General features: G+C 72.8%; 1 pseudogene. It reads right to left on the bottom strand.

Going from position 1 to position 8,432, the window contains the following annotated elements:
* Window positions 1–8,402 (bottom strand): annotated as a pseudogene (locus tag ABZY31_RS30845) (SDR family NAD(P)-dependent oxidoreductase); the annotation flags it as partial.
* Between the last annotated feature and the right edge of the window lie 30 nt (window positions 8,403–8,432).

Raw genomic sequence — 8,432 nt, 5'->3', positions numbered from 1 at the left:
TAGTCCACCGCGATCCGCCTGGCCCGGACCCCGTCCGCCTCGCAGACGGCCAGGAACTCCTCCAGCGCCGCCACCTCACCCGAAACCACCACCGAGGAAGGCCCGTTGACCGCGGCGACGGAAATCCTCTCCTCACCCCAGGGCGCGATCCGCTCCCGTACCTCCACGGCCGGCAAGGGCACCGACACCATGCCGCCCAACCCGGCCAGCACCCGCCCGATCGCCTGACTGCGCAACGCCACCACCCGAGCGGCATCATCGAGAGAGAGAATGCCCGCCACACACGCGGCCGCGATCTCACCCTGCGAATGACCGATCACCGCACCCGGACGAACACCGACCGAACGCCACACCTCCGCCAACGACACCATCACCGCGAACAACGCCGGCTGCACGACATCCACCCGCTCCAGCGAAGGAGCACCCTCCACACCACGCAGCACATCGACCAACGACCAGTCGGTAAAGGGCTCCAACGCCTTCGCACACTCATCCACCCGAGCAGCGAACACCGGCGAGGAATCCAACAGCGCCTCGGCCATACCCACCCACTGCGACCCCTGCCCCGGGAACACGAAAGCGGTCTTCCCGGTGCCCACGGACCCGCGGGCCAGGCCGGCAGCCGCCGCCTCGGTCTCCAGTGCGTTGAGGACGCGCAGGAGCTCCTCGCGGTCCTCGGCCACGACCACCGCGCGGTGGTCGAAGGCCGCGCGGGTGGTGACGAGGGAGTACGCCACGTCGACGGTGGCCGTATCGGGCACCTCCTCCAGGTGGCCACGCAGCCCGGCTGCCTGGTCGCGCAACGCGTCCGCGGACTTCGCCGACAGTACGTACGGCAGGGCGGGTATCGCCGGCGGTCCGGTGGGGGCGACAGGCCGGGGCTCCTCATCGGGAGCCTGCTCGATGATCGTGTGCGCGTTGGTGCCGCCGATGCCGAAGGACGACACCCCGGCGCGGCGCGGACGGCCGGTCTCCGGCCAGGGGGTGGCCGATTCGAGGAGGGAAACGGCGCCCTCGGACCAGTCGACGTGCGGGGTCGGCTCGTCGACGTGCAGGGTCTGGGGCAGGACGCCGTGGCGGATCGACTGCACCATCTTGATGATGCCCGCGACACCGGCAGCGGCCTGCGTGTGACCCACATTGGACTTGATGGAACCGAGCCAGAGCGGCTGGTCCTCCGTGTGTTCCCGTCCGTAGGTGGCCAGCAGCGCCTGCGCCTCGATCGGGTCGCCCAGCGTCGTGCCCGTACCGTGTGCCTCGACGGCATCGACGTCCGCGGCGCTCAGACCGGCGTTGGCCAGGGCCTGACGGATGACCCGCTGTTGGGAAGGCCCGTTCGGGGCGGTCAGACCGTTCGAGGCGCCGTCCTGATTGACGGCCGAACCCCGGACCACCGCGAGGACCGGGTGGCCGTTGCGGCGGGCGTCCGAGAGCCGCTCCACGAGCAGCATGCCCACGCCCTCACCCCACGCGGTGCCGTCCGCGGCGGCCGCGAAGGGCTTGCAGCGGCCGTCGGTCGCGAGACCACGCTGCACGCTGAAGGCGATGAACGTGCCCGGGGTGGCCATCACGGTCACGCCACCCGCGAGGGCGAGGTCGCACTCACCGCTGCGCAGGGCCTGGACGGCGAGGTGCAGGGTGACGAGCGAGGAGGAGCAGGCCGTGTCGACGGTGACCGCGGGGCCTTCCAGACCGAAGGTGTACGACACGCGGCCCGAGGCGACACTGCCGGAACTGGCCGTGCCCATGTAGCCCTCCAGGCCCTCGGGGGCGCGGTGGAGGAGGGTGCCGTAGTCGTTGTACATGACGCCCGCGAAGACACCGGTCCGGCTGCCCCGCAGGGTGGCCGGGTCGATACCGGCCCGCTCGAAGGCCTCCCAGGTGGTCTCCAGGAGGAGACGCTGCTGGGGGTCGGTGGCGAGGGCCTCGCGGGGCGAGATTCCGAAGAACGTCGGGTCGAAGTGGTGGGCGTCGTGGAGGAAGCCACCGGCGGTGGCGTAGCTGCTGCCCGGCCGGTCGGGGTCGGTGAGGTTCTCGACGTCCCAGCCGCGGTCCTCGGGCATGGCGGAGATGGCGTCCCGGCCGTCCCGCACCAGGCCCCAGAGGTCTTCGGGCGAGCGGACACCGCCGGGGAAGCGGCAGGCCATGGCGACGATCGCGATCGGTTCGTCGTCGTGGACCGTGGTGGCGGCGGCTCCCGCTGATGTCTCCTGACTGCCGAGCAGCTCGGCGAGCAGGTACTCCGCCAGCACCGCGGGGGTCGGGTAGTCGAAGACGAGGGTCGCGGGCAGCCGGACGCCGGTGGCTCCGCCGAGCCGGTTGCGCAGCTCGACGGCGGTCAGCGAGTCGAAGCCGACCTCACTGAACGATTTCGCCGGATCCACCGCTTCGACACCGGCGAAGCCGAGCACCGCCGCGACCTGACCTCGTACGAGCTCCAGCACGGCCGCGGCACGCTCGCCTTCGACCAGCGCGGCAATCTGCCGGGCGAACGCACCGCCCGCGGTGGCACCGCTACGGGCCCGGCGGGCGGGCGTACGGACCAGACCCGTCAGCAGTGGCGGAACCATGCCGCTGCCGGCCTGGGCGCGCAGAGCGGCCAGGTCCAGCTTCACCGGCACCAGCAGCGGCTCCTCGGCGGCCGTCGCGGCATCGAACAACGCCAGACCCTCAGCGGCCGTCAACGCCCCGACACCACCGCGACCCAGCCGGGAGACCTCGTCGACGTCCAACGTGCCGCCCATACCGCCCACTTCGGACCACAGGCCCCAGGCCAGCGAAGTCGCCGCCAGACCCTGAGCCCTGCGGTGGGCCGCCAGCGCATCCAAAAAGACATTGCCCGCCGCGTAGTTGGCCTGGCCCGCGCCACCGAAGACACCAGCGGCTGAAGAGAAGAGCACGAACGCCGACAGGTCGAGACCCTCGGTCAGCTCATGCAGATTCCAGGCCGCATCCACCTTCGGCCGCAACACCGCCGACAACCGCTCGGCCGTCAACGATCCGATCACACCGTCATCCAGCACACCCGCCGTGTGCACCACCGCGGTCAACGGATGCTCCGCCGGAATCCCGGCCAGCACACCAGCCAGAGCCGCACGATCGGCCACATCACAAGCCGCCCAGACGACCTCCGCACCCAGCTCCGCCAACTCCGCCGAAAGCGACGGGACTTCACCACGACGGCTCACCAGCAACAGACGACGCACACCCCGCTCGGTGACCAGATGACGGGCGAACAACCCGCCCAGCGAACCACTCGCACCCGTCACCAGCACCGTACCCGCGCCACCCCACGCCAGGGACGCCCCAGCGGTAGCGGCCCGGGCCAGGCGCGGCACCGACACCGCACCGTCCCGCACCGCCACCTCGGACTCACCCGAAGCCAGTACGGCGGGCAGTGTGCGGTAGGAGGCGTCCGAGCCGTCCAGGTCGGCCAGGACGATCCTGCCCGGGTTCTCGGACTGCGCCGAACGCAACAGACCCCGCACGGCGGCATGCACCAGGTCGGGCACGCCTTCACCCGGTACCGCTTCCACCGCACCCCGCGTCAAGAACACCAGACGCGACTGCGCGAACCGCTCGTCGGCCAGCCACTCCTTCAGGAGCCCCAGCACCCGGGCGGTCGCTTCGTGCACGGCGGCGGCCACATCACCCTCGGGCAGCTCCGTCAGCGGGACGCAGACGAGTTCCGCGGCCGCGGCCGTCGCCAGTGTGGCGTGGGCCGTGTAGCGCACGCCCACGGTGTCCAGTCCGGCGTGGCCGTCGGCGAGCAGGGCCCAGGGGCGCTGTTCGGCCGCGGAGACCGGGGTCAGCGGCAGGGGCGTCCAGTCGACCTGGAACAGGGACTCCGGACGGCCGCCGCGTGACGCCGCGCCGATCTGCTCGGGCGAGACGGCCCGCAGGGCGAGTGCCTCGATCGAAGCGACCGGTGCGCCCGCCTGGTCGGCGAGTTCGAGGGAGACCGCGTCGTGCCCGGCCGGGGCCAGGCGGACCCGGAGCGCATCGGCTCCGGCCGTGTGCAGCCGGACGCCGCTCCAGGCGAACGGGAGCCGTCCCCGGCCGGTGTTCTCGACGAGTCCGCCGAGCCCGGCCGCGTGGAGGGTGGCGTCGAGCAGGGCCGGGTGGAGGCCGAACCAGTCGGCCGTCCGGGCGGTCTCCTCGTCCAGGGCGACCTCGGCGTACACCGCGTCGCCGTGCAGCCAGGCCGCGCGCAGGCCCTGGAAGGCGGGGCCGTAGTCGAACCCGGCCGCGGCGAGGCCCTCGTACAGGCCGTCGAGGTCGACCGCTTCGGCCCCGGCCGGAGGCCAGGCGGTGAGGTCGGCCGCGGGGGCCGGTGCGTCGGCGCCGGGGGCGAGGACACCCGCGGCGTGCCTGGTCCACGGCTCGTCGGCCGCACTGTCCTCGTCCCGGGTGTACAGCGACAGGGTGCGCCGACCGGTGTCGTCGGCTCCGGCGACGGAGAGCCGCAGCTGGACCGCTCCGCCATCGGGCAGGACGAGCGGGGCCTCCAAAGTCAGCTCCTCCAGGAAGTCGCAGCCGACCTGGTCACCGGCGCGGACCGCCAGTTCCACGAAGGCCGTGCCCGGCAGGAGGACCGAACCGAGGACGGTGTGGTCGGCGAGCCACGGGTGAGTGGCCGAGGAGAGGCGTCCGGTGAAGAGGAACCCGTCCGAGTCGGGGAGTTCGACGGCTGCCCCGAGCAGCGGGTGGTCCGTCGCGCCGAGGCCGAAGCCGGCGGCGTCGCCCGGGGTGTGCGAGGCGCCGGACGCCGAGTCGAGCCAGTACCAGTCCCGCTGGAAGGCGTAGGTCGGCAGCTCGGTCGGGCGGGCGCCGGTCGGGGCGAAGTAAGCCTCCCAGTCCACCGGGGCACCGTGGGCGTGCGCGCCGGCGAGGGCGGTGAGGAGGGTGACGGGCTCGGGGCGGCCGGAGCGGAGGGCGGGCGCGAACCGGGCGCCGTCCTGGGTCAGGCAGTCCTGGGACATGGCCGACAGCACGCCGTCGGGGCCGAGTTCGACGTACGTCGTCACGCCCGCAGCCTCCAGTGCCCGGACACCGTCAAGGAAGCGCACGGCCTCGCGGACGTGGCGGACCCAGAAGTCCGCGGAACCCATCTCGTCGGTGACGGGGGCTCCGGTCAGGTTCGACACGACGGGGATGCGCGGGGCGGCGTACGTCAGGGACTCTGCGACCTTGCGGAAGTCGGCCAGCATGCCGTCCATGTGCGGGGAGTGGAAGGCGTGGCTGACGGTGAGCCGCTTGCTCTTGCGGTCGGCGAACGCCGCCACCACGGCGAGTGCCGCGTCCTCGTCGCCCGCGATCACGACCGAGGTCGGCCCGTTGATCGCGGCAACGCTCACGCGGTCCGTCAGCAGCGGCAGGACCTCGTCCTCGGATGCCTGGAGCGCGATCATCACACCACCCGACGGCAGCGCCTGCATCAAGCGGCCACGAGCGGCGACGAGTGCGCAGGCGTCGTCCAGCGAAAGCACCCCGGCGACGTGAGCGGCCGCCAGTTCGCCGATGGAGTGGCCGCAGAGGAAGTCCGGCCGCAGGCCCCAGCTCTCGACGAGCCGGTACAGGGCCACCTCGACCGCGAAGAGCGCGGGCTGGGTGAAGCCCGTCTGGTTCAGCAGGTCCGTATCGTCCCCGAACAGGACGCTCTTCAGCGGTAGTTCGAGTGTGAGGCGCTCACACACGGCGTCCAGCGCGGCCGCGAACGCCGGGAAGGCGTCGTACAGCTCACGCCCCATCCCGAGGCGCTGGCTGCCCTGGCCGGTGAACAGGAAGGCCAGCTTCCCGGCCCCGGCCGCACCCACCACGCCGCCCGTGACCCCGGCGGCCACCGGATCGCCGTCCGCCACCGCGGCCAGACCGCGCAGCAGTTCCTCGCGGTCCCCGGCCACGACCACCGCGCGGTGGCCGAAGGACGCGCGCCGCGTCGCCAGCGAGTAGGCCACGTCGGCGGCGGGCACGTCGGCCGCGTCCTCCAGGTGGCCGCGCAGGCGGGCCGCCTGACCGCGCAGGGCGTCCGCCGACTTCGCGGAGAGCACGTACGGCAGGGCCGGGGGCGGCCCGTCACCGGAACGGGTGGCCGCGGCCACCTCGTCCGGGGCCTGCTCGATGATCGTGTGCGCGTTGGTGCCGCTGATGCCGAAAGAGGACACACCGGCCCGGCGCGGACGGCCGGTCTCCGGCCACGGCACGGACTCCGTCAGCAGCGTGACGGCGCCGTCCTCCCAGTCCACGTGCGGGGTCGGCGCGTCGACGTGCAGGGTCTTCGGCAGGACGCCGTGCCGCATCGCCATGATCATCTTGATCACGCCGGCGACACCGGCGGCGGCCTGCGTGTGGCCCATGTTGGACTTGATCGAGCCCAGCCACAGCGGCTCGTCCACCGACCGCTCCCGGCCGTACGTGGCCAGCAGGGCCTGCGCCTCGATCGGGTCGCCCAGCGTCGTACCCGTGCCGTGTGCCTCGACCACGTCGATCTGGTCACTGGCCAGCCCGCCGGAGGCCAGAGCCTGGCGGATGACCCGCTGCTGGGACGGACCGTTCGGGGCGGTCAGGCCGTTGGAGGCACCGTCCTGGTTGATCGCCGAGCCGCGGACCACCGCAAGGACCGGGTGGCCGTTGCGGCGGGCGTCGGAGAGCCGCTCCACCAGGAGCATGCCCGCGCCCTCGGCCCAGCTGGTGCCGTCGGCCGCCGCGGCGAAGGACTTGATGCGGCCGTCGGCGGCCAGACCGCGCTGGCGGCTGAACTCGGTGAAGGTGCCCGGCGTCGACATGACCGTGACACCACCGGCCAGCGCCATGTCGCACTCGCCGGCCCGCAGCGCCTGGATCGCCCAGTGCAGCGCGACGAGCGAGGAGGAGCAGGCCGTGTCGACGGTGACCGCGGGGCCTTCCAGACCGAAGGCGTACGAGACCCGGCCGGAGGCGATGCTGCCGGAGTTGCCGGTGCCGAGGTAGCCCTCGACGCCGTCCGGGACGGAGGTGATCCGGGTCGCGTAGTCGTGGTACATGATGCCCGCGAAGACCCCGGTACGGCTGCCCCGCATGGTCGCCGGGTCGATGCCCGCCCGCTCGAAGGCCTCCCAGGAGGTCTCCAGCAGCAGCCGCTGCTGCGGGTCCATCGCCACGGCCTCGCGCGGGGAGATCCCGAAGAAGGCGGGGTCGAAGCGGCCCGCGTCGTGCAGGAAGCCACCGGAGCGGGTGTAACTGGTGCCCTTGCCGTCCGGGTCCGGGTCGTAGAGCGAGTCCAGATCCCAGCCGCGGCCCTGCGGGAACTCCGAGATGGCGTCGATGCCGCCGGCCACGAGGCGCCACAGGTCTTCGGGAGTCTCGATCCCGCCGGGGTACCGGCAGCTCATCCCGACGATGACGATCGGGTCGTCGCCGTGGACGACGGTGGCGAGCGCGGAGCCGTGCCCGACCGCGTCGGCCGTGTCCTCCTCCAGCGAGAGGCCGAGGACCTCGGCCCGCAGGTACGCGGCGAGGGCGTTCGGGGTCGGGTAGTCGAAGACGAGGGTGGCGGGCAGCCGGACACCTGTGGCTCCGCCGAGCCGGTTGCGCAGTTCGACGGCGGTCAGGGAGTCGAAGCCCAGCTCCTTGAAGGCCCGGTCGGCCGGTACCTCGTCCGTGGAGGCGTGGCCCAGTACGGCGGCCACCTCGGCGCGGACCGTGTCCAGCAGGGCCGCCTCGCGCTCGCCGGCGGGGAGCGCCGAGAGCCGCGTGAGGAGCGCGGAGGTGTCCGCGGAACCACCGTGGCCCACCGCGCGCCGGGCCGGGACACGGACCAGGCCGCGCAGCAGGTCGGGCACCATGCCGCTGCGGGCCTGGGCGCGCAGGGCGGCCAAGTCGAGCGGGAGGGGCAGGAGCAGGTGTTCGGCGGTGCGGCCGGCCGCGTCGAACAGGGCGAGCCCGGTCTCCGGGGTCAGCACGCGGATGCCTCCGCGGTTGATGCGGTCCCGGTCGGCCTCGGCGAGGTCACCGCCCATGCCGCCGACGCCGGTCCACAGGCCCCAGGCCAGTGACGTCGCCGCCAGGCCCCGGGCCCTGCGGTGGGCCGCCAACGCATCCAGGAAGACATTGCCCGCCGCGTAATTCGCCTGGCCGGCGCCACCGAAGACACCCGCCGCAGAAGAGAACAAGACGAACGCGGAAAGGCCGAGACCCTCCGTCAGCTCATGCAGGTTCCACGCCGCATCGACCTTCGGCCGCAGCACCGCCGACAGCCGATCGGCGGTCAGCGAACCGACCACACCGTCATCCAGCACACCCGCCGTGTGGACCACCGCGGTCAGCGGATGCTCCGCCGGAATCCCGGCCAGCACACCAGCCAGAGCCGCACGATCGGCCACATCACAAGCCGCCCAGACGACCTCGGCACCCAGCTCCGTCAACTCCGCCGAAAGCGCCGGGACTTCACCACG

Origin of the sequence: Streptomyces sp. NPDC006529 (assembly GCF_040611795.1) — a bacterium.
Classification (GTDB): Bacteria; Actinomycetota; Actinomycetes; order Streptomycetales; family Streptomycetaceae; genus Streptomyces.
This window is presented reverse-complemented; position numbering and strand designations above follow the sequence as displayed.